Genomic DNA, 20,837 nt, shown 5'->3' with positions numbered 1-20,837 from the left:
CGACGCGCGCCCGGACGCGCGTCCGCGCCCCGGAGCCGGTGCGGGCTTCACGAAACCTCCACGGGGGGCGGCTGCATCGATCCGCCGACACGGGGTAGCGGGGGGCAGACCGCGCCGACACGAGAGAGCACGAGAGAGGGAGTCCGATGGCCACGACCACTGGGGAACTGCCCGCCTCCGCCCACCCGTCGACGGGAGGTCCGTCCCGCACGGCCGCTCCTGCCGGAGAGCCCCGGGACCTGCCGTCGCCGGAACTCGCCGACGCCGGAGGGCTGCGGGACCTGCTCCCGCCGGAGCTCGCCGACGCCGACGACCTGCGGGAGATCGCGCCGGCCGACGCGCGTGAGCTCAACAAGGTGCTGCTGCGCCGGCTCCGCACGCTGGAGGAGGGGACGAAGGAGTACTCGTACGTCCGCGCCACCCTGGTCGAGACGAACCTGTCCCTGGTGAGGTTCGCGGTCCGCCGCTTCAACTCGCACCGCGAGCCGCAGGAGGACCTGCTCCAGGTCGGCGCGGTCGGCCTGATCAAGGCCATCGACCGCTTCGACCCCGACCTCGGCGCCGAGTTCACCACCTTCGCCATACCGACCGTCCTCGGCGAGATCCGGCGCCACTTCCGCGACACCACGTGGGCCGTCCACGTGCCACGGCGCCTCCAGGAGCTGCGCATCCTCCTGGCCAAGGCGCAGGAACGCCTGTCGCAGGACCTGGACCGGGCCCCCACGGTCGCCGAACTGGCCGAGCATCTCGCGCTCTCCCCCGAGGAGGTCGTCGAAGGGCTGACCGCTGCGAACGCGCACACCGCCGGCTCCCTGGACCTCGGCGGCAGCAACGACGACGACGCCCCCGGGCCCCTGGGCGACCGGATCGGCGAGGACGACCGGGACCTCGCCCTCGTCGAGGACCTGGTGACGCTCAAGCCGCTCATCGCCGACCTGCCGGAGCGGCAGCGGCTCATCCTGTCCATGCGCTTCTGCGAGGACATGACGCAGTCGCAGATCGGCGCCCGCCTCGGGCTGTCCCAGATGCACGTCTCCCGGCTGCTCAGCCGCACCCTGCGGCACCTGCGTGACGGGCTGGAGGACGGCTGAGGATGTGTGGCCAGACAAGCCCCGGGGAGGACCAAGCCGGGTGCACACCCCCGTGTTTGGCAGTCCGGCACAACCTCCGTATGGTCGGAAGGCATGGACATGGAGGAGACGACGATGATGCCATTCGACGACGTCCGGGCCGCCGCGCCGGCAGCGTCCCCGCGCCCCGGGGAACTGGTGGTCGAGACCCGTGCCACGGACTCCGGCGCGGTGGTGTGCGCCCTCGTGGGCGATCTCGACATCGAGACGCTGGCCTCGGCCGCCAACCTGCTCACCAGTGTGATCGCGCAGCGCCGCGGCGCGGTGGTGATCGACCTCGCCGGGGTGGGCTTCTGCGACTCCTCCGGCCTGAACCTCCTGCTCAAGACCCGCCTCGCGGCGGCGGAGGAGGGGTTGGAGCTGCACCTGGCCGCCGTGGCGCCGACCGTCATGCGGGTCCTCGAACTGACCGGCGCGCAGGCGGTGTTCTCCATCCACGACTCGGTCGACGAGGCCCTGGCGGCCTGACCGCCCCGGCTCGGGCCGCCAGGGCCTCGGCCCGAGGCGGGCCGGCCGCCCGCCCCGGCCCCGGTTCGACGCCGGAGCGGGGCATAATCCGAGAACTGCCGGGAAACCGACCGTGCGAGACCGCCGTCGATCCGAAAGGGTGTCCTCACATGACGATGAGCCGGGGAACCCTGGACGGCGATCCGTACCAGCCGGGCCCGGTGCTGCCCGTCGGCGGCCAGCGCAGGCGGCTGACCCTGTCCGGCATCCCCAAGCCGGTCGCCCTCGCCAGGACCTTCACCGCCCGCGCCCTCGACGACTGGTACGCGGCCGCCGCCGGGCCCGGCGTCGACGAAGACGCCCTCGCGGACGTCGTCCTGCTGGTGGCGGAGCTCGTCGCCAACGCCATGCTCCACGGCGACGGCCCGCTGGAACTGGTCCTGGACGCCACCGGGACCCGCCTGCGGGCCGAGGTCAGCGACCGCAGCCCGACCCTGCCCACCCCGCGCCGCCCGCACAACCCGGCCCTGCCCGGCGGCCACGGCCTGTTCATCGTGGAGCGGACCGCCGACCGGTGGGGCGCCGAACCGCACAGCCACGGGAAGACGATCTGGGCCGAGTTCGACGCCTCGCGGCTGGCCCGCGGCTGACCCGTCGCGGACCTGCGGCTGACTCGCGGCTGACCCGTCGCGGACCTGAGACGGCGCCGCACCGGATCGCACCGGTGCGCCGAGTCCGTCATCCGCGCCCGGCCGGGGCCGCCACGCCGACTCCGGTTCAGAGAACCTTGCCACGCTGGGTGATTGCATGGCGCCACAGCGTGTGCCCCGGCGAGCGTCTCCGCGTCTTTCCCCCGCGGGCACGGGCGGGCCCCGGCAGGAGGAGGAAGCGGATGGCGCAGACCCGGCGGCGGGCCGCCGCCCGCCCGGCGCCCGGCGCGGTCCGGCGGCGTCAAGGCTCGGCGGTGCTGCGGTGGTTGAGCACGACCGACCACAAGGCCATCGGCAACCTGTACCTGACGACGGCGTTCGGGTTCTTCCTGTTCGCCGGGCTGCTGGCGATGCTCATGCGCGCGGAGCTCATGCGGCCGGGACTTCAGGTGGTGAGCAACGACCAGTACAACCAGTTGTTCACCATCCACGGGACGATCATGATGCTGCTGTTCGCCACACCGACGTTCGCCGGTTTCGCGAACGCCGTGATGCCGCTGCAGATCGGTTCCCCGGACGTGGCGTTCCCCCGGCTGAACGCGTTCACGTACTGGGTGTACCTGTTCGGCGGCCTGATGGTGGTCGGGGGCTTCCTGACCACCGACGGCGCCGCGTCGTTCGGCTGGTTCGCCTACGCCCCGCTGAACGGGCCGGTCCACAGCCCGGGAACGGGCGCCGACCTGTGGGCCGTGGGGCTGATCGTGGCCGGTCTGAGCACGATCCTGGGAGCCGTCAACTTCATCACCACCATCGTCTGCCTGCGGGCACCGGGCATGACGCTGTTCCGGATGCCGGTCTTCACCTGGAACGTGCTGTTCACCTCGATCCTCGCGCTGCTCGCCTTCACCCCGCTGACCGCGGCGCTGTTCGCGCTGGAGGCGGACCGCAAGCTGGGCGCCCACGTCTTCGACCCGGCCAACGGCGGGGCGATGCTGTGGCAGCACCTGTTCTGGTTCTTCGGCCACCCCGAGGTGTACATCGTGGCGCTGCCGTTCTTCGGCATCATCTCCGAGGTCATCCCGGTGTTCAGCCGCAAGCCGGTCTTCGGCTACTACGGACTGATCGGTGCCACGATCGCGATCACCGCGCTGTCCGCGGTCGTGTGGGCCCACCACATGTTCGCCACCGGCCAGGTGCTGCTGCCGTTCTTCTCCCTGGCCTCGCTGCTCATCGCGGTGCCGACCGGGGTGAAGTTCTTCAACTGGATCGGCACCCTGTGGAACGGCTCGCTCTCCTTCGAGACGCCCATGCTGTTCTCCCTCGGCTTCCTGGTGACCTTCCTCCTCGGCGGGCTGACCGGCGTCCTGCTGGCCGCGCCCCCGATCGACTTCCACGTCACCGACAGCTACTTCGTGGTCGCCCACCTGCACTACGTCCTGTTCGGGACGGTCGTGTTCGCGATGTTCGCCGGCTTCTACTTCTGGTGGCCCAAGATCACCGGCCGGCTGCTGGACGAACGCCTCGGGAGGATCCACTTCTGGATGCTGCTGCCCGCGTTCCAGATCACCTTCCTCGTGCAGCACTGGCTCGGCGCCCAGGGCATGCCGCGCCGCTACGCCGACTACCTGCCCTCGGACGGCTTCACCACCCTGAACACCGTCTCCTCGGTCGGTGCGTTCCTGCTGGGCGCGTCGACCCTGCCCTTCCTGTACAACGTGTGGCGCACCGCCAGGTACGGCGCCCCGGTCACCGAGGACGACCCGTGGGGCTACGGGCGCTCCCTGGAATGGGCGACCTCCTGCCCGCCGCCGCGCCACAACTTCCACGCCCTGCCCCGCATCCGCTCCGAAGGCCCGGCCTTCGACCTGCACCACCCGGAGTATTCGCGCACGGCGCTCGAAGGCGAGGAGAACGCGCGGTGAAGACCGAGTCCTACCTGTTCGCGGGCGTCGCGCTGTTCTTCGCCGTCGCCGCTTCGATCTACGGCTGGTTCGCCCGGGAGCCGGCCGGCAAGGCGGCGCTGGTCGTGGCCTTCATGATGTCCACGCTGATCGCGTTCTTCTTCCGGACCCAGTACTCCCGCCGCGGCCGTCGGCCGCAGGACCGCACCGGCGCCGAGATCGTCACCGGTGCCGGGCCGCTGGAGTTCTTCGCACCGCGCAGCTACTACCCGCTGCTCACCGCGGCGGGCGTCGCGGTCACCGGGCTGGGGCTGGTGTACGCCCTGTGGCTCCTCCTCATCGGAGCGGGTGTGACGGGCGCCGGCGTCCTGGGCTTCGTCTTCCAGCACGCCCAGCGCGGGCAGTGAGTCCGGCGGGTCGGCGGTCGGTCGTCGGGGTCACCGCTCGGCGCTCACCGCTCGGCGCGGCCCGCGTCGGCGGACGTGAGCGGCCCCGGCTGCGGCTCGTCCACCGCCGTCTCCACGTCGTCCCGGTAGTACCAGGAGCTCAGGGCGGCCCGCAGCCGTGCGCGCCGCGAGGCGCCCTCGCCCGGTGCCGGCAGGGGAAGCGGGGCGTCGCGCAGGGCCAGCGTGTAGCGCAGGCCTGCGGGGAGCGGCCGGTGCTCGCCGTGGAAGGCGCCCTCGACGGCCTCGTGCACGAACCCGGTCTCGTCGCCCTCCGTCACCCGCTCCAGGTCCCGCTCCTGCAAGGCCAGGCACAGGCGCCGGGTGATCCAGAAGGCCGCCACCGGCCCGACGAACAGGACCACCCGCAGGAACCGGTTCAGGCCCTCCACCGGCACGTCCAGTGCCCGGGCGACGACGTCCTGGCCGCCGGCCACCAGCAGGACGACGTAGAAGCACGTCCCGGCGACACCCAGCGCCGTCCGGGTCTGCCGGTTGCGGGGGCGGTCGCACAGGTGCTGCTCGTCGCTCCCCGGGGTGATCCAGCGCTCGAAGAACGGATAGCCGTACAGGGCGGCGAAGAACAGCAGCGGGAACAGCACGGCCGGAATCAGCGGGTTCCAGGCGACGGTGTGGCCCCACAGCCGCGTCTCGGCCCCGGGCATCAGCCGCAGCGCGCCCTCGATGAACCCCATGTACCAGTCCGGCTGCGCGTCGGTGGAGTCCTGGTCGGGGCGGTAGGGCCCGTACAGCCAGATCGGGTTGACCTGGGCGAGGGCGGCGGCCAGCGCCAGCACCCCGAAGACCATCGCCATCAGGCCCGCCGTCTGGACGCTGAAGTGCGGGAAGAGGGGCTTCCCGACGACGTTGCGGTTGGTGCGTCCGGGCCCGGCCCACTGGGTGTGCTTGAGGTGGAAGACCAGGATCAGGTGCGCGGTGATCAGGCCGAGCAGGAGACCGGGCAGCAGCAGGATGTGCGCGCTGTACAGGCGGGGGATGATGTCGTGCCCGGGAAGCTCCCCGCCGAAGAGGAAGAAGCTCAGGTAGGTGCCGACCAGCGGGACCGACAGGATGAAGCCCTGGGCCGTGCGCAGGCCGGTGCCGGAGAGCAGGTCGTCGGGCAGCGAGTAGCCCGCGAAACCCTCCAGCAGGGCGAGTTGGAACAGCGTCAGCCCCACCAGCCAGTTGACCTCCCGGGGGCGGCGGAACGCGCCGGTGAGGAAGATGCGCAGCAGGTGCGCGCAGATCGCGGCGGTGAACACCAGTGCCGCCCAGTGGTGGATCTGGCGGATCAGCAGGCCGCCGCGCACGTCGAAACTGATCGACAGCGTCGAGGCGTACGCCTGGGACATCCGCACCCCGCGAAGCGGCGGGTACGTTCCGGCGTACACGAGCTCGGCCATGGACGGTGTGAAGAACAACGTCAGGAAGACGCCGGTCAACAGCAGCAGCACGAAGGTGTAGAGCGCCAACTCGCCGAGCAGGAAGGACCAGTGGTCGGGAAAGACCTTCCGGAGCAGGCCCTTGGCCCCGTCGAACAGCGGCAGCCGCCGGTCCAGCGCGACCGCCGTGTTCCGGGCGGCCCGCTCCGCCCGCCGCCCGGACCGCGCCCTCCACCTCGACAGCCGCACGCCGCTCCTCCCGTCCGCTCCGATCGTGTGTCCCGATAGCCATATCCCGTGGCGGCAGGACGGCCGGACGGGGCTCGCCCACCGCCCCGGGCTTCACCCGGACGGCCCCGGTTCGATGGCCGTTCGCCCTCTCGGGCCCCGGTGTCAGGCCGCTGACCTGCGAATTCTCCCCGGTCCTCGGTCTGCGCGGCGGGTCGGGCCACGAACGGCGGGCGTGAACGGACGCCCGCGCTCCGGTCGAGACGTTCACGAAATGATGGCTGCGGGTAGTCGAATGGGTGCGAAAGGTCACCAGGTGGGGGGTGTTGCAGGGAGCGACGATGCCGGAACACGAGCAGTTCGGCGTGCGGGCCGAGGCGGACGGGCCGGCGAGCCGGACCGGAAGAGTCCCGCCCCAGGCGAGTCCGGAGGAGGCCCCAGGGGCCGCCCCGGCCCCCGTCCCCGGGGAAGGCCGAGTTCCGGGGGAAGGTCGAGCTCCCGGGGAGGAGCGGACTCCCGGAAGGGGCCGAGCGCCCGGCCGGCCGGCGCCGCCCGGAGCGGGGGGCGGATCCGCCGACGCCGACGGCACGGCGGCCTGGCCGGACCTGATGCTGCCGCTGCTGCGCACCCCGACCACCGACCGCCCGCTGGTGACCGGCGAACCCGGCGCGGACGACCCGGGGCCGGCCGCGGTGGCCGCCGTCCTGGACCTCGCACTGCTGGTGGGCGAGCTGATGCTGGCCTGCGGCGAAGCCGCTGAGGACGTCGAGGCCGCCATGCTCGCCGTCGCGCAGGCCTACCGGGCCCAGCCCTGCGACCCCCAGGTCACCTTCACCCGGGTGGCGATCTCGTACCAGCCGGGCCCCTCGGAGCCGCCCGTGACGGTCGAGCGGTCCGTGCGCCACCCGGCCGGGGACTACGCGCGGCTGGCCGTGCTCTTCCGGCTGGTCACCGAGATCACGACCGGCGGACTCGTCGTCGACGACGCCCACCACCGGCTGAGGGCCGTGCGCCGGCACTGCCGCCGCTACCCCGCCTGGCTCCTGGTCCTGTCCTCCGGCCTGCTGGCCGGCGCCGCGACGCTGCTCGTCGGCGGCCGGGCCGACGGCCGGGCCTGGCTGGTGTTCGTCAGCGCCGTCGCCGCGGCACTGGCCGGCGACCGGCTCTCGGCGCTGGTCGGACGCCACGACCTCCCGGAGTTCTACCGGATCGCGACGGCCGCGACCCCGGCGGCGGCGATCGGCATCCTGCTGTCCTTCAACGGACTGAACCTGGGCGGATCGGTGGTGATCACCGGAGGGCTGTACACGCTCCTGCCCGGATGGCCCATGGTGGCGGCGGCGCAGGACGGCCTCGCGGGCTTCTACCTCACCGCGGCCGCACGCCTGATGGAAACGCTGTACATGATGGCCGGCGTGGTGGTCGGGGTGATGACCGTGCTCTACATCGGCGTCAACAACGGCGCCGACCTGGCGGCCCAGCCCGTCCGGGTCGCGGCGTCGAACCCGCCGCTCCAACTGGTGGCGGCGCTCCTGCTCACCCTGACCTTCGCGGTGCTGCTCAACACCGAACCGGGCACGCTGCCGGCCGTCCTGCTCAACAGCGGGGTCGGCTGGACGACGTACGGCGTGCTGGTCAACGCCGGCGGCGAGCCCATCATGGCCACCGGCCTGGCCGCGGGGCTGGTGGGCCTGTCCGGCCAGCTCATGGCCCGCTACCGGGGAAGCTCCTCGCTGCCGTACGTCACCGCGGCCCTGGGGCCGCTGCTGCCCGGCTCGCTGCTGTACTTCGGGCTGCTCGCCTTCGTCCGGGGCGAGCCCGATCTCGGGCTCGCCGGCGTCGGGCGCGCCACGGCCACGGCGATGGCGGTGGCGATCGGCGTGAACCTGGGCCGTGAGGTCGCCCGGCTGTTCCTCCCCGCCCCGGGCGTGATCCCGGCGCCCGGCCGCAGCGCGGGCCGCCACCGCCGTTGAGGGCGAGCCGCCTCTGCCGTCGAGGACGGTGGGCGGTGCGGCGCGGCTGACGGCACCGTGCGGCTGTCGGCGTCGGCACCCACGTGGTGCCGGGGCTGACAGCCGCACGAGCCGGTGAACGGGTGGATCAGGTGGTTGGGGCGGGTGGTGCGGAAGACAGGACGAGCGGATCAGTAGTAGTGACGACGCCCGCCGACGGCGTGCCCGACGGAGCCCGCGATCCACAGGACGAGGCCGATGACGGCCAGGATGATGCCGATGGTCCACAGGATCGAGATCCCGGTGACGAAACCGATGATGAGCAGGATGACGCCGAGGACGATCACGAGGTCCTCCCGTGTGGTGACTGGGACGGTTGTCAGGAGGGGCGGTCCGGCCGTTCGATGGTGATGCCGGAACCGTCCGGGGGTGGTGGAGCCGTCGTTTCTCCGGCCGCGCCCATGATCCGCGTGTACCGCTCTGCGGGCCGGGCAAACCATCCCGCCCGCAGCGGAATGGTTCGGCTCCCCGCTCGGGCATGCCGGGCCCTTCACCGAGCGGTCGCCGCCGTCGCCCGTGGCGGGTCAGGACCGGATCCGGTCGAGGACGGCGTCGATGTCGAGGTGGTCGGATTCGGTGCCGGCCGGCACCAGGGCGAAGGAGTCGAGGAGGAAGGCCGTCACGGCGTCCGCGGGGATGCTGATCACGGCCCGGCCGTTCTCGGCGCACAGGGTGACCAGGACCCGGCCCGCCCGCCCGGGCGCCACCGTCACGTCCCCGTGGCCGGCGGGGGCGTGGCGGCCCTCGTTCAGCAGGTCGCGCGCGAAGACCCACTGCGCCTCCCCGCCGCCCCCGAGGGGCGGGAAGACCAGGCACACCGCGTACGGCAGCGAGGTGTCGAAGCGCAGCTGCGCCTCGACGGTCACATCGGGGAACGGGCCTTCGGGCAGCGTGACGGCGGTGGACCAGGAGGTGACGACGGTCATACGACGGACTCCGTTTCTGGCAGTGACGCCGGGTTGTCCGCAGCGGCACCGAACGCCGGCGGCGGCAGCGCTCGGCTACCCGCCCCGGGCCGATTCATGGCCCTGGTCCCGGAAACCTCGCGTGCGCGGTGTGTTCGCTCGTGCACGGAATGTTCCGGCGCGGTTCCCCGGGGTGCTTCCCGGCGCGAGGCGGGTGGTTTCCGTCCGGCGAGAAGGGGCAGCCGCCGCGTGGTCCCGCTGCCCGGCCTGGCGGCCGGTCGTTCGTCCGCGTTCCGGACGCGCCGGCGTCCCGGACGTCCCGTCCTCAGGGGGTGGAGGGCCCGCCAGCACCGCGGGGGCCGGCCGACGGCTCCCCCGACCCGGAAGGAACTCAGCGATGGGTATCGTCATCAGCAGCCCGCTGCCGGACAGCGAACGCAAGACGACGGGGGAGGCCCTGCAAGGCACCCTGGTCGACCTGCTGGACCTGTCCCTGGTGGCGAAGCAGACGCACTGGAACCTCTACGGGCCCCGGTTCCGCTCCGTCCACCTCCAGCTCGACGACGTGGTCGTCACCGCGCGCGACTACGCCGACCAGGTGGCCGAGCGCGCCGCCGCGATCGGGGTCAGCCCGGACGGGCGGGCCGCCACGATCGCCGCCACCAGCAACCTGCCCGACTTCCCCGAGGGCTGGACGGCCGACGTGAAGGCCGTCCAGCACCTGGTGAAGGCCTTCGCCGCCGTGATCGAACGGATGCGGGTGCGCATCGACGAGACCGGCCCGGCGGATCCCGTCAGTCAGGACCTCCTGATCGGACTCACCGCCGAGTTGGAGAAGCACAGCTGGATGTTCCAGGCCGAGAACCAGCACTGACGGCACCCCGCCGACCACGACGGGCCGGGGCCGGGACCCGCCCCGGTCCCGGCCCGTCGCCGGGCGCGCGCGGTGCGGTCGGCCGGGTGGTCCGGCCCTCAGCGCTTCTCGTCCTGGCCGTCGGGGGACCGCATACGGCGGGACCGCGCACGGGCGGCGGACCTGCGGCGGCGCACGCGCCAGACGATGAGGGCGATGACGACCGCCGCGGCGAGCAGGGCGGCGACGACACCGCCGACCGTGCCCTCGACCTTGGTGTAGGCGGCCCCGGCGAAGTAGCCGAGGAGGGTGAACCCGACGCCCCAGGCGAGGCCGCCGAGGGCGTTGAAGAGGAGGAAGCGGCGGTACGGCATGCGGGAGACGCCGGCCAGTGTCGGCACCACGGGGCGGAAGAAGGCGACGAAGCGGCCGAAGAACACGGCCGCCGGCCCCCGTCGGCGGATCAGGTCACGGGCCTTGTCGACCTGCTCCTCATGACGCCGCAGCATCCGCGTGTCGAGGACCGCCGGGCCGATGTGGCGGCCGATCTCGTAGGCGACGGAGTCCCCCAGGACGGCCGCGCAGACCACGGCGAGGACCAGCCAGCCGATGGACACCCGGCCCTGGTGGGCGAGGAAACCGCCGAGGACGGCCGCGCTCTCGCCGGGGATGAGGAAGCTGAAGAAGAGGGCGTCCTCGGCGAAGACGAGGGCGGCGACGACCGCGTACACGACCGGGCCGGACAGGCCGTCCAGCCAGTCGGTGATCGAGTGCATCAGCCACCCCGTTCGGGATCTCCCGCCCCTTCTGCCGCCCGTTCCGCCGTCCGTTCCGCCGCCCCCTGCGCCTCAATGTAACGGCGGGCGGTCCCGCACGCAGTGCGCTCCTCGGCGGGCGGGCGGCCCTCCCCCGGCAGGCCGCGCTGCCGGCGGCGGCGTTAGCCTCCGCGCCGCCGGCGGCGGCGTTAGCCTCCGCGCTTCCCGGGTAACCGCTCCGCCGGACCACGACGGATGACCCCGCGAGGAGGACGCACCATGGACGGACGCGAGCAGGAGGCGCTGCTCGGGACCGAACGGGAGCTGCGCCGCGACCGCGTCCCGGGAGCACGGCTGCACAGGTTCGGCCTCGGACTGCGCAGCAGGGCCTGGGACATGATGCGCGGGGTACGGCCGCGCACCGTCCTCGCGCTCGCCCTGCTGTCGCTCGGCCTGCTGGCGGCCGGACTCCGGACGGCGGAGGCGCCCGTCCTGTGGGCCCTCACGGGCTGCTGGGCGCTGACCCTCGCGATCGCCTTCGCCGTGCTCTGCGCCTGCGCCGAGGGTCGGGGGAGCGGCGGATGACCGGGGAGCGGCGGACAAGGAGGACCGTCGGCTCGCCCGGACCGGTACCCGCCGGTCCGGCATGGTGGCGGGATCGACGGGTACCCGCTCGCGGCAAGGGTGCGGGGCCGTACCCGTACTCGAGGAGATCCCGCCGACCAGGAGGAGACATGACCCAGCAGACCAAGGTTCTGACGATCGTGACGAACTACGGCGTCGAGCAGGACGAACTGCTCGTCCCCGTACGGCACCTGCGCGACGACGGCGTCCAGGTCGACATCGCCGCCCCCGACCGGGACGACATCCGCACCCTGATCGGGGACAGGGACCCCGGCGAGACGGTGCGCCCGACCCACACCCTCGACGAGGTGGACCCCGCCGGCTACGACCTGCTGCTCATCCCGGGCGGCACCATCAACGCGGACACCCTCCGACTCCGCCAGGCGGCCGTCGACACCGTGCTCGCCTTCACCATCGCCGGGCGGCCCATCGCCGCGATCTGTCACGGCCCGTGGCTGCTGGCCGAAGCGGGCGTCGCGTACGGCAAGCGGCTCACCTCCTATCCCTCCGTGCGCACCGACCTCGCCAACGCCGGCGCCACCTGGACGGACGAACCCCTGGTCACGGACGATGCCAACGGCTGGCGGCTGGTGACCTCGCGCAACCCCGACGACCTCGAACACTTCCTGCGGGGCATCGACGCCGCGCTGCGCGCACAGGCCGAAGCGGTCGGCTCGCGCTGAGGGGGCGACCGGCCGACGGCCGCGCGCTCGACGCGGTGGGGGCGGTGGTGCGGTGCTCAGTGCGCGGCGGTTTCCGCCGGGTGGGCGTCGTCCTCGTGGTGGTCCTGGGCGGCCGCTTCGACGACGTCGGCCGCTTCGGCGGCGTCGGGTGCGGGGCCCTGTCTGGCCGCCTGGCACGTGCTGCAGGTGAGCCAGTGCGCCGGAGGTTGGTGGGCGTAGCGGTGTGGGGCGAGGGTCATTCCGTCGGTGTCCAGGCCGCACAGGGTGAGGTGGCCGCAGGTGCCCGAGGCTTCCGCGGGGGCGGCGTGTACGCGGCGGACCGGGCTCTCCGGGTCCGCCGGGGTGTGGTCGGGGCCGAGGAGCCGCACGTTGGTCGGCATGTCTAGCTCAAGTACGACGACGATGTCCATCTTCTCAACGTGGCTGCTGGGCCGGTCCGCCGCACCCGCTCGGTGGCATCCGGACCAGCCCGGGCCACCCCTGGCGGACGGGCTCCGACCGGCCGCGTGCGCGACGGCGGAGAACCTGAAGGCGGAGAACCTGAAGGCGTGCCCCGTCCCAGCGCGACGCCGCCCGTGATCGGCGGCGACGTGGCGCCGGCGGGTGATCAGCTCAGGTACGGCGACGGGGTGGAACCCGCCCGGGGGGCCGCCCGCTTCTCCCCGGCGCGGCGGTCACAGCGCGGCGGTCACAGCGCGCGAAGGGCGCGCTCGCACTCCTGGCACCGCTGGTCGGCGAGCGTGGGCGGGTACCAGGGTTCGCCGGGCCGGATCGGCCGGTAGTGCGTGTGTTCCATCGGGCCGGTCTCCAGCCCGCACAGCGTGTACGGCTGCGGGTCCTCGGGCACGTCGGGATCGGCCCCGGCGGCGTGCACCGCGATCACGGCGGGTTCGACACCGTCCGCGCCGATGGCCACGTCGGGCTCCAGCTCGACGAGCACGATGATCGATGCCATGCACCGAGCCTCGGCCATTGCCGACGGACCCACATCCGGGGGTGGGCCTTTTGAGGCGCACCCCTGCCCCGATTCGGCCCGGCTCCGTCCGGAAGGGCGGCAGGACCGACGACCGCGTGGATCGCGCCCGTCGGGGCCTGCTGCCATGCTCGGGTGATCACACCTCGTGCACGGAGGGAGTCCGTCGATGATCGTGCCGCCCGCGCTGGAACGGTGTCCGGGCGGGCTGCGGTGAGGGGCTGGGTGGTCGGGGCCGTCGGCGAACCGGGCAAGCCGTGCAGACCCGGCGAGCCGGGGCGGCTGCTGGTGGTGCTCGTCGACGGTCGGCGGCTGGTGACGCGCGAGCTGTCCGGGCAGGAGCGGGCGGAGCTCGGGTCGCCCGTCGCCGGGCGGCTGCGAAAGCCGCATCCGGGCGCGCGGTCGATGGTGCGCTGGCTGCGCCCGGTGCTGGCCGTCGTCGTCGAGCTGGAAGCCGGTCAGGTGCGCCGCATCGCCTTGCCCGCGACGGGCGACTGAGCGGTCCGCCGCCGCCACCCGGTCCCGGCGCTGCGCACCGCGCTCAGAGCCGGACCCGTCGGCGCCACCGCGGCGGCCGTCGCGGGGTTCACCCGATTGCCCAGCGTCCGTCCGGCCGTCCCCGGGGCGGACCGGACGCCCGGGGGCGGGCCGCGTCCGGGCGACGTAGGTTGCGGGCATGACCAGTGACGAGACGACGATCCCGGCGGTAGGGGTGCGCCTGCTGGACGAGGTGTTCGACGCGATCGAGGCGGCCAACGGCCGCCCGCAGCCGTGGACCGGTTTCGACCACGGAATCCTGGGGGCCTACCGATGGGCCGCCGGCGCCCAGGTCGCGGCGCCCCTCACCGCTGCCGCCGCGCTCGGCGCCAGCGGGCCGTGCCGGGCACAGCTCCTGGCCGAGTGCCAGGCCGCCGCCGTCCGTCTGCGCGATGTCTCGGCCTTGGCCCTGGCCTCGGCTGAGGGCGACGGCGACGGCGCGGACGAAGGCGCGAACGCCGCGTACGCCCTGGGCGCCTACCAGGCACTGGCCTGGCTCTGCGGCCACCACGAGGACCGCCCCTGACCCGACGGCCCGAGGAGCCGGCACCGACCTGCGGGCCCGCAGGCCTGCCCGCATCGCGTACTCGCGCATCCACGTACAGGAAGACGACACCGTGCCGAAGGACGACAAGTCGCCCGGCGGGGGCAGGGACGAGACGCCCCAGGAACGGGCCGACCGGCTCTGGAGCGAGATGCTCCAGGAGGTCCGGGTGTGCCAGACCGGCGCGCAGATCCTCTTCGGCTTCCTCATCAGCGTGGCCTTCACCCCGCGCTTCGCCGGCCTGCCCGACTTCGACAAGGACCTCTACGTCGCCACCGTCATCCTCGGCGCCCTCGCCACCGGCACGCTCGTCGCCCCCGTGGCCTTCCACCGCCTCCTCGCCGGCCGCGGCATGAAACCCGAGCTCATCCACGTCGCGGGCCACCTCATCGCCACCGGCCTCGTCACCCTGGCCCTCACCATCGCCGCCGCCCTGCTGCTCCTGCTGCGCACCGCCACCGGCAACCCGGTCGCCGCCTGGGCCCTCAGCGCAGCCGTCCTGCTCTGGTTCACCACCACCTGGCTCGTTCTGCCCCAGATCGTGCTGCGGCGCACGGCCGCCCGCCGGACGGCTCCTTAGCGCCGGTCCTACGCGCGTCCGGATCCCGTGTGGCGGCCGCCTTCCAAAGTGGTTTCGATTTCAACTATGATGGTGTGGTGGCACGCCGGCCACGAGCGATTCGTTGATCTGTCGATCTGCTGATCCGCCAGAGGAGTTCCCGTGAGTGATGTGACCACCGATGTGACGGCTGCCCCGGTGCGGCGGCGGGTGTTCGTCGACAAGCAGAGCCCTCAGGCCTACCGGGCGCTGCGGGCGGCCGCCGAGGCGGCCGGGGCGGGGGCGGCGGAGGCCGGGCTGGACCGCAGGCTGGTGGAGCTGGTCAATCTGCGGGTGTCCCAGATCAACGGGTGTGCCTACTGCCTCAACGTGCACACCAGGGCCGCTCTGCAGGCCGGTGACACCGCGCAGCGCCTGGGCACGCTGCCCGCGTGGCGCGACACCGAGCTGTTCACGCCGCAGGAGCGGGCCGCGCTCGCCCTGGCCGAGGTGACCACCGATCTGTCGGACGCCGGTGCGCAGGAGGCCGCCTACGGCGCCGCCCGCGAGGTCCTGACCGATGACCAGATCTCGGCGGTCATCTGGGTGGCGATCGCCATCAACGCCTTCAACCGGGTGTCGATCCTGAGCAAGCACCCGGTGCGCGCGATTCCGGCACAGTGACGGCGCCGCGCCGGATCGCCTCGGTGATCAGGGCGCGGATCGCCGTGGCCACGGGGGCCGGCCGTTCCTGCATCGCGACGTGGCCGACGCCGGGGAGGGTGAGGAGGCGGGCGTCGCGGAAGGCCGCGTAGGCCCGGGGCGCCGTGCGGAAGGGGACGAGGGAGTCGTCCCGCCCGTAGACGAGCAGGGTGGGGGCGGTGACGCGGCGCGCCAGGTGCCAGGCGGAGGCCTCGCCCCGGCGCAGGAACGCGTGGACCACCGAGCGCACGCCCTCGGCCAGCATGTCCTGCGCGTACGGCAGTTCGGCGCGGCGTCGGCGCTCGTGCGCCTCCACCGACCGCTGTTCGGTGCCGACGAGGCCGGGGTTCGCGTAGATCAGGCGGTAGAGGTCGTCCAGTTGGCGGTCGGGGCTCTGGGCGGCCAGCAGGCGGGAGTGCAGGCGCGGCGCGCCCGGCAGGCCGAGCAGGGCCACCCGTAGGGCCGGGGCGGGCGGGAACGTCGGCAGCACCGGCGAGATGAGCGTCAAGGAGCCGACCAGGTCGGGCCGTTGGGCGGCGAGGCGCAGTGCGATCAGGCCGCCGAGCGAGTTGCCGACCAGGTGCACGCGGTGGTGCCCGGTCCGGTCGAGGTGGTGGGCGACGGCCGCGGCCTGGCGTTCGACGGTGACGTCGCCGTCGGGCGGGGGTGCCGACCTTCCGAAGCCCGGGAGGTCGAGGGCCAGGCAGTGCGCCGAGGTCCGCAGCAGGTCGATCAGGTGGGCCCAGTTGTGGGTCCAGCCGCCCAGTCCGTGCAGGAAGACGGCGGTGCCGGCGGCCGGAGCGGGGCTGCGGACGTACTCGGCGGCGAGGGGGTGGTGCATGGTGGTCCGTGGTCCGTTCCTTGGGTGTGGTGCCGCCGTTGACCGCCTGTCGGCCCGCTCAGCGGTGCAGGGGCTCGGCCGTCCCGGTGCGGGCGAGCCGGTAGTGCTCGACGAGGCGGTCGCCGACCGTCTCCCAGCTGCGCTGCGTCGCCGCGGCACGGCCCGCCTGCCCGAAGGCCGCCCGCAGTTCGTCGTCGTGGGCGAGACGTTCGACGGCCTCCCGGAACCCGTCCGCCGCGCCGGGTGGGACGAGGAACCCGGTGTGCCCCGGGTGGACGAGGTCGAGCGGTCCGCCGGCCGCCGGGGCGACGACGGGCAGCCCGCTCGCCATGGCCTCCTGGAGGGTCTGGCCGAAGGTCTCGAACGGCCCCGCGTGGACGAAGGCGTCGAACGAGGCGTAGAGCCGGGCGAGTTCGTGCCCGGACCGGAGGCCCAGGAAGACCGCGTCCGGGAGCGCGGCCTCCAGCCGGGCCCGGCACGGGCCGTCGCCGACGACCACCAGCCGGACCCCCGGGATGCGGGCCACCTCCGCCAGCCGGTCGACGTGCTTCTCCGGCGCCAGCCGCCCGACGTATCCGACCAGGACGTCTCCGGGGCGGCCGAGGCGCCGGCGCAGGGTCTCGTCACGGTGGCGGGGGTGGAACCGTGCGCAGTCGACGCCGCGTGGCCACAGGTGGACCCGGGGGACGCCGTGCGCCACCAGGGCGCGCAGCGAAGCCCGCGACGGTGCCAGCGTCCGCGCCGCCAGGGAGTGCACCCGTCGCAGCCGCCACCAGGCCAGCCGGGGCCCGGCCGCGCCCAGCGCCGGCAGGTAGGTCCTGGCGTAGGCGGCCAGATCGGTCTGGTAGACCGCCACGGACGGGACCCCCGCCCGGGCGGCCGCCGCGGCGCCGGCCGCCCCGAGTGCGAACGGGCTGGCCAGGTGGACCACGTGCGGGCGGTGCCGCTCGATGGCGTCGGCCACCCCGCGCCCCGGGAGCGCGACCCGCACCTCCGGGTAGCCGGGCAGGGGCACCGACGGGACGCGGACCACCTCGTAGCCGTACTCCGGGTCGCGGTGCGGGTCGCCCGCGTGCCGTCGTGCGGCTCGCGCGGCCGGTGCCCGCACGGCGGGTGCCACCACCACCGGGGTGTGGCCCCGGGCGACGAGGTGTTCGGCCGTCCGGAGGACGCTGTGGGCGACACCGTTGAGCTGCGGGGCGAAGGACTCGGTGACGATCAGGACGCGGAGCCGTTCGCCGCCGGGGGCCGGGCCGTCCGCGGTGCGCGCCGCCGGCCCGGACAGGACTCCGCTCACCGCGCCGCCGCCCCCGCTTCGGGCGCGGCCTGCGGCTCCGGGGCGGAAGGCAGGGCCGGTGGGGCCGTCGGCCGGGTCGGCTCCGGGGCGGAAGGCCGGGCGGGCGGGCCCGGCTGTGCCGGGTCGGCGGGGAGGGAGCGGCCGACGGCCCGCAGGTCCCGCAGGATCTCCCGCAAGCAGGCGAGCGGGCCCGCCTCGCTGTACGGCACGCCGATCTGCTCGCAGTAGTCGCGCACGATGCGCGAGGCGGGGCGCAGCGCCGCCACCGGCATGGCCGGGAAGAGGTGGTGCTCGATCTGGTAGCCGAGGCCGCCGAAGAGGAAGTGGACGAACCGGCCGGCCCGCAGGTTGCGCGACGGCAGCACCTGCCGGCGGAGGAAGTCGGCGCGCTCCGCGTCCGGGCCGATCATCGGCATGCCCTTGTGGTTGGGCGCGAAGATGCACCCCAGGTACACGCCGAGGACCGCCCCGAACAGCACGGCGAAGGCCAGCGCCTGGAGCGGTGCGAGGACGACGGCCAGGAGGGCCACCGCCAGCGCGTAGTGCAGCGCGGCGAGCGTGCGCTCCAGGGCCGGGTACCGGACGGTGCCGCGGGTCAGGGTCACGCAGGTGGCGACGAGCAGGCCGAGCGCCTGGAGGGACAGCAGCGGGAAGAACAGTTCCGCCTGGTACCTGGCCGCGAGCCGCCTCAATCCCCTTGTGCGGTAGGCCTGTTCGGTGGTCCGGGCGAAGAGGAGGGAGTCCGCGGCCGGGTCGTGGCCCTCGCGGTTCGGGTGCGCGTGGTGCCGGTTGTGGTCGCTCACCCACCACCCGTAGCTCATGCCGACCACGAGGTTGCCCAGCACGATGCCCGCCAGGTCGGTCGCCCGCCGGCCGGCGAACACCGCGTGGTGGGCGACGTCGTGCCCCAGCAGCGCCAACTGGCCGAGCACGAAGGCGAACAGGGGCGCGAGGCACAGTTGCCACCAGGTCGCGCCGAGCGCGACGAACCCGGCCAGGAGCAGCGCCAGGGCGGTGAACAGCCCGGCGCTCCGGCCCGCGTAGTACAGGGGACGCCTGCGCAGCAGGCCGGCGTCGGAGACGCGTCGGTGCAGCTCGGCGAAGTCGCCGCGCCGGGTGGTCCCGGTGGGCGGGGTGTCCTGGACGGTCATGCCACCATTCCGGTCTCGGGTCGCTCCGGTCGCTCCGGTCGCTCGTTCCCGCCGCGCCGCGAGGCCCCGGGCAGGGTGGCGTCAGCCTTCCGCATCCGGACCGCCGTTGTCGCGGCGCTTCGCCGTGTCGCGGCCGGACGTGGCCCGATCGGGTGGCGGCGGGCCCGGCTGGTCCGTCGTGCGTCCGATCACCGTTAGCCCGTTCGCCCGGTCACTCCTGGCGACCCCAGGTGTTGCGGACCGTGACCGGGTGGGTGAGGGTCGCGCTGGGGAATCCGTGCGGCGCCGACGGCTTGCGGCCGCCGCTGACCTGTCAGGAGCAACGGATGTCGCGCGTCTCCCGGCGCCGCGCCATGTGCGCGGTGCCGCTCGCCTGCCTCGCCCTCACCGGCCCGCCCGCTGGAAGAGCCCCCGCCGTCGCGAAACCGGCGGCCTCGGCCGTCGCCGAATCAGCGTCCCCGGCCGCCGCGGCCCGGCCCCGTTACGGCCAGACGCCCGGTTCGTACTCCTCCTGGACCATCGCCGGCGACACCGTCCTCACCGAGGTCACCTTCCGCAACACGGTGGTGACCACCCCCGGCGACGGCGACGTCTTCTGGTCGAGCCAGTTCAACTTCGACGGGAACCTCTCCTACATCGGCTTCCAGGACAAGCAGCAGAACGACGGCCTGTTCAACTGGTCCACCTGGGCCGATACCGAGCTCCAGTTCGTCGACGGCACCCAGGGTTCGCACTGCTGGAACAGCACCGGCGAGGGCCAGCACCTCCAGTGCGCCAACAGCACCGTCAACCAGGGCCGCCCGGTCACCGGTCACACGTACGCCTTCCAGGTCCGGATCGACCCCGCCACCCACTGGGTGACGGCCACCGTCACCGACGAGACCGCCGGTACCTCCTTCGTCCTCGGCTCGGTCCTGCTCCCCGAGTCGCAGCAGATCAGGCACGACTGGGACAGCTGGGTGGAGTACTTCGACTGGAACAGACCCGCCTTCGTCTGCAACGACAACGCGTACTCCGCGAACCGATGGGGCCCGATGACCGGCAACGGTGACACCCTCACCGCCACCAACACCGGCACCTCGACCAGCGGCGCCTGCGACGACATGATCCGCCAGCGGAAGCAGCCCGACGGCACCCTGCTCACCGAACTCGGCCTCGGCCAGTCCGCCCGCTGGCCGCTCCGGTTCGCCAACGGCGCCTGCCTCGACCGCGGCGGCACCAACGGCGCCATCAGCTACGGCTGCGCCACCACGCCCAACGCCAACCAGCTCTTCGTCTTCGCCCGCGACGGCAGTCTGCACACCGCCCAGGGCAACGAGTGCCTGGCCGCACCCGCGGCCGTCGGCGGCCAGGTGGTGCGCGCCGCCTGCGACGGCTCCGCGGCCCAGCGGTGGAGCTACGACGGTGCGCGCCAGGCCGTGGTCAACCCCGCCGGCTGGGCGCTCACCTCCAGTACCGCGGGGCGCAACGGCGACCCGGTGACCGCGCGGCCTGCCGACGGCAGCCCTGAGCAGACCCTCGCCGCGGTCGTGCGGACGGATGCCTAGCCTTGCTGTCCCGTGAGGTCGGGGGTCACCGGGGTGCGGCGGTCCGGCGCAGGTGGCGGCTCACGTCGCCGACCAGCGTGAGGCGGACCCGGCGCTCCGCGAACTGCCACTGGCCGCCCCGGAGTTCGAAGCGGTCGTGGTAGCGGCCGGCGGCGATGGGCTGCAAGGGGAAGTCGGGCAGGGCCTGGAGGACGGTGACGTACGAGCGCGCGACGGCCGTGCCCGACGCCTCGTCGACCTCGACGGCGAGGTTGGTGGTGACGTGCTGGGTGCGCGGGGTGCCGTCGGCGTGGACGATCAGGGTGCTCCGGAACATCCGCTCGATCGCGTCGCGCCCGCGCACCGGTTCGCCGCTGCCGGTGAAGGTGGCGTCGGCGAGGAGGGCGCCGAGGCCCGCGAAGTCGCCGTCGTCGACGAGTTCGGCGTAGCGGGCGATCAGGTTCTCGACGGCGCGGTGGCTCTCCGCCGTCGGGTCGGTGGCCGGGCGGGCCGATGCGGGCATGGTCTTCTCCGGGCGGGACGGGTGGAATGGGTGGGACGAGCAGGACGGGTGGCCGTGGATGGTGAGGCGCCCGTGGAACGGGAAGCGGAGTGGGGAGTCGGGCGGGGCGCCAAACCACACCCCCGGGGCCCGGTGGGGCGCCCGAATGGGGGGGCGGCGTGCCAAAAAACTATCCCCCCCCCCCCCGGGTCA

The 20,837-nt window shown here is 73.6% G+C and carries 24 protein-coding genes; 14 read left to right on the top strand and 10 right to left on the bottom strand.

Annotated elements, in window-relative coordinates:
- Nucleotides 1-146 precede the first annotated feature (146 nt).
- The 5 genes from ACFVTF_RS27515 to ACFVTF_RS27495 all read left to right on the top strand — a co-directional run bounded on the left by ACFVTF_RS27515 (nt 147) and on the right by ACFVTF_RS27495 (nt 4,535).
- Entirely contained in the window at nt 147-1,091 is a 945-nt protein-coding gene (locus ACFVTF_RS27515) for an RNA polymerase sigma factor SigF (RefSeq protein ID WP_387817123.1), read from the top strand.
- A 114-nt stretch (nt 1,092-1,205) separates the two neighbouring features.
- Nucleotides 1,206-1,598, top strand: coding sequence for an STAS domain-containing protein (locus tag ACFVTF_RS27510; protein ID WP_387817122.1), 393 nt, complete (start codon nt 1,206-1,208; stop codon nt 1,596-1,598).
- A 149-nt stretch (nt 1,599-1,747) separates the two neighbouring features.
- Nucleotides 1,748-2,227 (top strand): ATP-binding protein, encoded by a 480-nt coding sequence (locus ACFVTF_RS27505; RefSeq protein ID WP_387817121.1) that lies wholly within the window; start codon nt 1,748-1,750, stop codon nt 2,225-2,227.
- Between the two features lie 242 nt (nt 2,228-2,469).
- Nucleotides 2,470-4,149 (top strand): cytochrome c oxidase subunit I, encoded by a 1,680-nt coding sequence (gene ctaD / locus ACFVTF_RS27500; protein ID WP_387817120.1) that lies wholly within the window; start codon nt 2,470-2,472, stop codon nt 4,147-4,149.
- A complete protein-coding gene (locus ACFVTF_RS27495; RefSeq protein ID WP_350878910.1) occupies nt 4,146-4,535 on the top strand; it encodes a cytochrome c oxidase subunit 4 in 390 nt (129 codons plus the stop codon). Before ctaD ends, ACFVTF_RS27495 begins: the two co-directional genes overlap by 4 nt.
- A 44-nt stretch (nt 4,536-4,579) precedes the next feature.
- Here the strand turns inward: ACFVTF_RS27495 and ACFVTF_RS27490 are convergent, their stop codons facing one another.
- The gene (locus ACFVTF_RS27490) at nt 4,580-6,202 is read right to left on the bottom strand and encodes a cytochrome bc complex cytochrome b subunit (protein ID WP_387817119.1); all 1,623 of its coding nucleotides are present in this window, start codon (nt 6,200-6,202) and stop codon (nt 4,580-4,582) included.
- A gap of 587 nt (nt 6,203-6,789) precedes the next feature.
- Between ACFVTF_RS27490 and ACFVTF_RS27485 the strand changes: the two genes are divergently transcribed.
- A complete protein-coding gene (locus tag ACFVTF_RS27485; RefSeq protein ID WP_387817118.1) occupies nt 6,790-8,154 on the top strand; it encodes a threonine/serine exporter ThrE family protein in 1,365 nt (454 codons plus the stop codon).
- Between the two features lie 170 nt (nt 8,155-8,324).
- Here the strand turns inward: ACFVTF_RS27485 and ACFVTF_RS27480 are convergent, their stop codons facing one another.
- Complete coding sequence (locus tag ACFVTF_RS27480; protein WP_167745913.1) at nt 8,325-8,480, bottom strand: DUF6131 family protein; 156 nt, start codon at nt 8,478-8,480, stop codon at nt 8,325-8,327.
- Between the two features lie 237 nt (nt 8,481-8,717).
- The gene (locus tag ACFVTF_RS27475; RefSeq protein ID WP_331744857.1) at nt 8,718-9,119 is read right to left on the bottom strand and encodes an SsgA family sporulation/cell division regulator; all 402 of its coding nucleotides are present in this window, start codon (nt 9,117-9,119) and stop codon (nt 8,718-8,720) included.
- Nucleotides 9,120-9,495: 376 nt separating this feature from the next.
- Here ACFVTF_RS27475 and ACFVTF_RS27470 point away from each other — a divergent pair, with 376 nt between their 5' ends.
- The gene (locus ACFVTF_RS27470; RefSeq protein WP_387817117.1) at nt 9,496-9,972 is read left to right on the top strand and encodes a Dps family protein; all 477 of its coding nucleotides are present in this window, start codon (nt 9,496-9,498) and stop codon (nt 9,970-9,972) included.
- 98 nt (nt 9,973-10,070) lie between these two features.
- Here ACFVTF_RS27470 and ACFVTF_RS27465 read toward each other — a convergent pair whose 3' ends face one another.
- Nucleotides 10,071-10,727 carry a DedA family protein gene (locus tag ACFVTF_RS27465; protein ID WP_387817116.1) on the bottom strand — a complete coding sequence of 219 codons (657 nt, stop codon included), beginning with the start codon at nt 10,725-10,727 and terminating at the stop codon, nt 10,071-10,073.
- Between the two features lie 258 nt (nt 10,728-10,985).
- Here ACFVTF_RS27465 and ACFVTF_RS27460 point away from each other — a divergent pair, with 258 nt between their 5' ends.
- Together ACFVTF_RS27460 and ACFVTF_RS27455 are read left to right on the top strand one after the other, a co-directional pair.
- Nucleotides 10,986-11,291, top strand: a complete 306-nt coding sequence (locus ACFVTF_RS27460; protein WP_387817115.1) for a hypothetical protein — start codon at nt 10,986-10,988, stop codon at nt 11,289-11,291.
- A 149-nt stretch (nt 11,292-11,440) separates the two neighbouring features.
- On the top strand, nt 11,441-12,013 hold the full coding sequence (locus ACFVTF_RS27455; RefSeq protein WP_387817114.1) for a DJ-1/PfpI/YhbO family deglycase/protease: 573 nt from the start codon (nt 11,441-11,443) through the stop codon (nt 12,011-12,013).
- A gap of 56 nt (nt 12,014-12,069) precedes the next feature.
- Here ACFVTF_RS27455 and ACFVTF_RS27450 read toward each other — a convergent pair whose 3' ends face one another.
- Both ACFVTF_RS27450 and ACFVTF_RS27445 read right to left on the bottom strand, forming a co-directional pair.
- Nucleotides 12,070-12,423 carry a hypothetical protein gene (locus ACFVTF_RS27450; protein ID WP_387817113.1) on the bottom strand — a complete coding sequence of 118 codons (354 nt, stop codon included), beginning with the start codon at nt 12,421-12,423 and terminating at the stop codon, nt 12,070-12,072.
- Nucleotides 12,424-12,701: 278 nt separating this feature from the next.
- Entirely contained in the window at nt 12,702-12,968 is a 267-nt protein-coding gene (locus tag ACFVTF_RS27445; RefSeq protein WP_387817112.1) for a hypothetical protein, read from the bottom strand.
- 231 nt (nt 12,969-13,199) lie between these two features.
- Here ACFVTF_RS27445 and ACFVTF_RS27440 point away from each other — a divergent pair, with 231 nt between their 5' ends.
- From ACFVTF_RS27440 to ACFVTF_RS27425, 4 genes are all read left to right on the top strand, one after another.
- Entirely contained in the window at nt 13,200-13,484 is a 285-nt protein-coding gene (locus ACFVTF_RS27440) for a hypothetical protein (protein ID WP_387817111.1), read from the top strand.
- A 178-nt stretch (nt 13,485-13,662) separates the two neighbouring features.
- Nucleotides 13,663-14,049 (top strand): hypothetical protein, encoded by a 387-nt coding sequence (locus ACFVTF_RS27435; protein WP_387817110.1) that lies wholly within the window; start codon nt 13,663-13,665, stop codon nt 14,047-14,049.
- Nucleotides 14,050-14,140: 91 nt separating this feature from the next.
- Nucleotides 14,141-14,647 (top strand): DUF6328 family protein, encoded by a 507-nt coding sequence (locus ACFVTF_RS27430; RefSeq protein WP_331744845.1) that lies wholly within the window; start codon nt 14,141-14,143, stop codon nt 14,645-14,647.
- Nucleotides 14,648-14,788: 141 nt separating this feature from the next.
- A complete protein-coding gene (locus tag ACFVTF_RS27425) occupies nt 14,789-15,289 on the top strand; it encodes a carboxymuconolactone decarboxylase family protein (protein ID WP_387817109.1) in 501 nt (166 codons plus the stop codon).
- On the opposite strand, the gene ACFVTF_RS27420 is transcribed toward ACFVTF_RS27425, so the two are convergent.
- From ACFVTF_RS27420 to ACFVTF_RS27410, 3 genes are all read right to left on the bottom strand, one after another.
- Nucleotides 15,234-16,148 (bottom strand): alpha/beta fold hydrolase, encoded by a 915-nt coding sequence (locus tag ACFVTF_RS27420; protein WP_387817108.1) that lies wholly within the window; start codon nt 16,146-16,148, stop codon nt 15,234-15,236. The genes ACFVTF_RS27425 and ACFVTF_RS27420 overlap by 56 nt on opposite strands.
- A 58-nt stretch (nt 16,149-16,206) precedes the next feature.
- Complete coding sequence (locus ACFVTF_RS27415) at nt 16,207-17,370, bottom strand: glycosyltransferase family 4 protein (RefSeq protein ID WP_387817146.1); 1,164 nt, start codon at nt 17,368-17,370, stop codon at nt 16,207-16,209.
- A gap of 71 nt (nt 17,371-17,441) precedes the next feature.
- Nucleotides 17,442-18,596, bottom strand: a complete 1,155-nt coding sequence (locus tag ACFVTF_RS27410) for a fatty acid desaturase (RefSeq protein WP_387817107.1) — start codon at nt 18,594-18,596, stop codon at nt 17,442-17,444.
- 326 nt (nt 18,597-18,922) lie between these two features.
- Here ACFVTF_RS27410 and ACFVTF_RS27405 point away from each other — a divergent pair, with 326 nt between their 5' ends.
- Nucleotides 18,923-20,143: a ricin-type beta-trefoil lectin domain protein gene (locus ACFVTF_RS27405; protein WP_387817106.1), complete on the top strand. Its 1,221-nt coding sequence runs from the start codon at nt 18,923-18,925 to the stop codon at nt 20,141-20,143.
- 25 nt (nt 20,144-20,168) lie between these two features.
- Here the strand turns inward: ACFVTF_RS27405 and ACFVTF_RS27400 are convergent, their stop codons facing one another.
- A complete protein-coding gene (locus ACFVTF_RS27400; protein ID WP_387817105.1) occupies nt 20,169-20,645 on the bottom strand; it encodes a nuclear transport factor 2 family protein in 477 nt (158 codons plus the stop codon).
- Between the last annotated feature and the right edge of the window lie 192 nt (nt 20,646-20,837).

It is taken from the genome of Kitasatospora sp. NPDC057940 (assembly GCF_042887425.1).
Lineage (GTDB): Bacteria > Actinomycetota > Actinomycetes > Streptomycetales > Streptomycetaceae > Kitasatospora.
Note: the sequence above shows the minus strand (reverse complement) of the source record. Positions and strands in the feature narration are given on the sequence as shown.

Excerpts from the sequence above, each read along its gene's own strand:
- ACFVTF_RS27515 (WP_387817123.1), top strand. The coding sequence starts at position 147 with ATGGCCACGACCACTGGGGAACTGCCCGCCTCCGCCCACCCGTCGACG.
- ACFVTF_RS27510 (WP_387817122.1), top strand. The coding sequence starts at position 1,206 with ATGATGCCATTCGACGACGTCCGGGCCGCCGCGCCGGCAGCGTCCCCG.
- ACFVTF_RS27505 (WP_387817121.1), top strand. The coding sequence starts at position 1,748 with ATGACGATGAGCCGGGGAACCCTGGACGGCGATCCGTACCAGCCGGGC.
- ctaD (WP_387817120.1), top strand. The coding sequence starts at position 2,470 with ATGGCGCAGACCCGGCGGCGGGCCGCCGCCCGCCCGGCGCCCGGCGCG.
- ACFVTF_RS27485 (WP_387817118.1), top strand. The coding sequence starts at position 6,790 with ATGCTGCCGCTGCTGCGCACCCCGACCACCGACCGCCCGCTGGTGACC.
- ACFVTF_RS27475 (WP_331744857.1), bottom strand. The coding sequence starts at position 9,119 with ATGACCGTCGTCACCTCCTGGTCCACCGCCGTCACGCTGCCCGAAGGC.
- ACFVTF_RS27470 (WP_387817117.1), top strand. The coding sequence starts at position 9,496 with ATGGGTATCGTCATCAGCAGCCCGCTGCCGGACAGCGAACGCAAGACG.
- ACFVTF_RS27465 (WP_387817116.1), bottom strand. The coding sequence starts at position 10,727 with ATGCACTCGATCACCGACTGGCTGGACGGCCTGTCCGGCCCGGTCGTG.
- ACFVTF_RS27460 (WP_387817115.1), top strand. The coding sequence starts at position 10,986 with ATGGACGGACGCGAGCAGGAGGCGCTGCTCGGGACCGAACGGGAGCTG.
- ACFVTF_RS27455 (WP_387817114.1), top strand. The coding sequence starts at position 11,441 with ATGACCCAGCAGACCAAGGTTCTGACGATCGTGACGAACTACGGCGTC.
- ACFVTF_RS27450 (WP_387817113.1), bottom strand. The coding sequence starts at position 12,423 with ATGGACATCGTCGTCGTACTTGAGCTAGACATGCCGACCAACGTGCGG.
- ACFVTF_RS27445 (WP_387817112.1), bottom strand. The coding sequence starts at position 12,968 with ATGGCATCGATCATCGTGCTCGTCGAGCTGGAGCCCGACGTGGCCATC.
- ACFVTF_RS27435 (WP_387817110.1), top strand. The coding sequence starts at position 13,663 with ATGACCAGTGACGAGACGACGATCCCGGCGGTAGGGGTGCGCCTGCTG.
- ACFVTF_RS27420 (WP_387817108.1), bottom strand. The coding sequence starts at position 16,148 with ATGCACCACCCCCTCGCCGCCGAGTACGTCCGCAGCCCCGCTCCGGCC.
- ACFVTF_RS27410 (WP_387817107.1), bottom strand. The coding sequence starts at position 18,596 with ATGACCGTCCAGGACACCCCGCCCACCGGGACCACCCGGCGCGGCGAC.
- ACFVTF_RS27405 (WP_387817106.1), top strand. The coding sequence starts at position 18,923 with ATGTCGCGCGTCTCCCGGCGCCGCGCCATGTGCGCGGTGCCGCTCGCC.
- ACFVTF_RS27400 (WP_387817105.1), bottom strand. The coding sequence starts at position 20,645 with ATGCCCGCATCGGCCCGCCCGGCCACCGACCCGACGGCGGAGAGCCAC.